The sequence below is a fragment of the Hydrogenivirga sp. genome (assembly GCF_056450045.1).
In genome coordinates this window covers 1-2246 of sequence record NZ_JBWONM010000174.1, presented here as the reverse complement: position 1 = coordinate 2246, position 2246 = coordinate 1, and the positions used below count along the sequence as shown (strand labels likewise).

Sequence of the window (2246 nt, the reverse complement as noted above, 5' to 3'; positions counted from 1 at the left end):
AGCCCTCTCCATGATTATGTTTATGAGCCTCGGTATCCCCAAGGAGTACTCGTAAAGGAGCCTGTAGCTCTTTGGCGATATCTTTATGTTTCCCCTCCCCGCCTTTGCTATCCTGTAATCAACGTATGCCCTCGTCTCTTCCTCCGTAAAGCTCCTGAGCTTTGTAAAGAGGGTGACCCTTTGCCTCAACTGCCTCAGCTCCTTTGAGCTTAGCTTCTCCTCAAGCTCGGGCTGACCGAGGAGTATTATCTGGAGCAGTTTCTGTTCTGAGGTCTCAAGGTTTGAGAGTATCCTGAGCTCTTCAAGGGTCTCGGTGGGCAGGTTCTGAGCCTCATCTATTATTATCAGGACCTTGTTTCCCCTGCTTCTGTTCTCAATCAGGTAATCCCTGAGCTTTGCGAAGAGCCTGTTTTTCGTTTCCCCTCCGCTCTCAATCCCGAAATCCTCAAGGATAGCCTCAAAGAGCTCCTCGGGAGACAGGTTGGGAAAGAGCACATAAGCGTACTCAACGTTTTTGGGAAGTTCATCTACAAACTTCCTTACAGTCAGAGTCTTCCCCATTCCCGGCTCTCCTATGATGACCGCAAAGCCCTCTTCGCTCTCAACAAGGTACCTCAGGGATGAAAGGGCTTCCTGGTGAGATTCGGAAAGGAAGAAGTAGCTTGCATCGGGGGTTATCTTGAAGGGGTCATCCCTCAGGGCGAAGAACTCAAGGTAATCTTTCATTAAGTTAAATTTTATAATTACTTAATCTTTTACAATCAGGAGGTTTGAGATGGAAGGAGTCCCCAGCATGGAAGATAGAGTTGTGGTTATAGTTGAGGAGTTCTTCAGGGACATAGAGAAGAAGGAGCCTTTTGAGACTGAGCTCATGGATTTCAGGCTCAGGCTTAGGGCTAAGCTCCTTGAGATAATAACCTCTTTCCCAACGGAGCCTGAGGTTGCCAACCGGAGCCTTGATTACAGCCTTGATGCCATAGAAAGGGTCATAAAGGAGGAGATTGATAAGGTGAACCTTGAGTCTGAGGAAGCTCTCTACAGGACCATAAAGACCCTGAAGGAGATGAACGAGGTTCTGAAGGAGTTTATGCACGAGGACAGGGTGAAGGACAAGAGGAAACTCTCCTCCCTTACGGGACTCATAGGGAACACGGTTGAGAGGCTAAAGAGCGAGTACAAGAAGAGGTTCGGCGGGCTCATGGCTGGGATAAAGAGGCTCTTCGGGATCGGAAGGAGTCCGTGATACTCCATCCCTTTGACCTCTTCGTATTCTTCATAGCATGGTTCTTTCAGGCTTTCACGGGCTTCGGTGCCGGCATATTCATAGTTGGTCTTCTCTCCCTCATACACAGCCCCAAGGAGGTTATAGTCACCTCCGCTGTTGTGAACCTCTTTGGAACCCTCTTCATGGCTGCCCTGCTCCTCAAGAAGGTCAGACCGAGGCTTGACATCCTCCTTCCCCTGATGGCTGGCTCCGTCCCGGGGATACTCCTCGGCTCAAAGACCCTCTTCCTGCTTGATAGAGAGACGCTTCGCCTGATAATAGGCTCCTTTATCCTCTTCCTCGGTCTTTACGACCTTCTGGTCCAGAGGAGATTTTTAAAGAGCTTCAGTATGAGAAAGAGCCTCGGAGCGAGCCTGGGTGCCGGCTTTGTGGGAGGCTTCTTTGCGGGCTTGATAGGTATGGGAGGACCACCTCCGGTGGTTTATCTAAACCAGGTTCTTGAGGACGTGGAGGAGTTTAAGAGCACCCTCACCTTCTTCTTTACCTCCAACATAATCTTCAGGATAATCTTCTACGGGCTTGAAGGGGGTTCCCAGCACTTCAACCTCTCTCTTATATACGCCGGAGCCCTCAGCATACCTTTAGCCGTTTACCTCGGTCTATCCCTCTCAAGGAGGCTCAAGCCAACCCAGCTCAAGGTCTTAATATCCCTGAGTGTTGTCGTTCTTGGTGCAGCCCTTGTAATGAGGCACTGAATGTGCTACCATGTTAACAGATGTTTACAAAGAAGCTGGTCCTCTGGCTTCACGTCCTGCTTGCAAGCTTCTGGGTGGGGGGGATGATATTCCTCTCCCTCGTCATAGCACCCTACATAAAGGACAAGCCCTTCAGGAACGAAGCCTTTCAGGAAGTCGGTAGGAGGTTCAGCCTCTACGGAACGATGATAACCCTGTCCCTCCTCCTCATAACGGGCTTGGGCAACGCCTACCTCCTCCACGGCGGACTCTCCAAGAGGTCAATC

Annotated in this window: 3 protein-coding genes and 1 pseudogene; 3 read left to right on the top strand and 1 reads right to left on the bottom strand. The window is 50.3% G+C overall.

What is annotated here, in order from left to right; all coding sequences use genetic code 11:
• On the bottom strand, positions 1–726 hold a 726-nt coding region (locus AC1HCM_RS07160), incomplete at its 3' end, for an ExeA family protein (protein ID WP_479461082.1).
• Positions 727–775: 49 nt separating this feature from the next.
• Here AC1HCM_RS07160 and AC1HCM_RS07155 point away from each other — a divergent pair.
• From AC1HCM_RS07155 to AC1HCM_RS07145, 3 genes and pseudogenes are all read left to right on the top strand, one after another.
• Complete coding sequence (locus AC1HCM_RS07155) at positions 776–1243, top strand: hypothetical protein (protein ID WP_479461081.1); 468 nt, start codon at positions 776–778, stop codon at positions 1241–1243.
• Positions 1240–1980 (top strand): sulfite exporter TauE/SafE family protein, encoded by a 741-nt coding sequence (locus AC1HCM_RS07150; protein ID WP_479461080.1) that lies wholly within the window; start codon positions 1240–1242, stop codon positions 1978–1980. Before AC1HCM_RS07155 ends, AC1HCM_RS07150 begins: the two co-directional genes overlap by 4 nt.
• Before the next feature lie 20 nt (positions 1981–2000).
• Positions 2001–2246 (top strand): annotated as a pseudogene (locus AC1HCM_RS07145) (hypothetical protein); the annotation flags it as partial.

Excerpts from the sequence above, each read along its gene's own strand:
- AC1HCM_RS07155 (WP_479461081.1), top strand. The coding sequence starts at position 776 with ATGGAAGGAGTCCCCAGCATGGAAGATAGAGTTGTGGTTATAGTTGAG.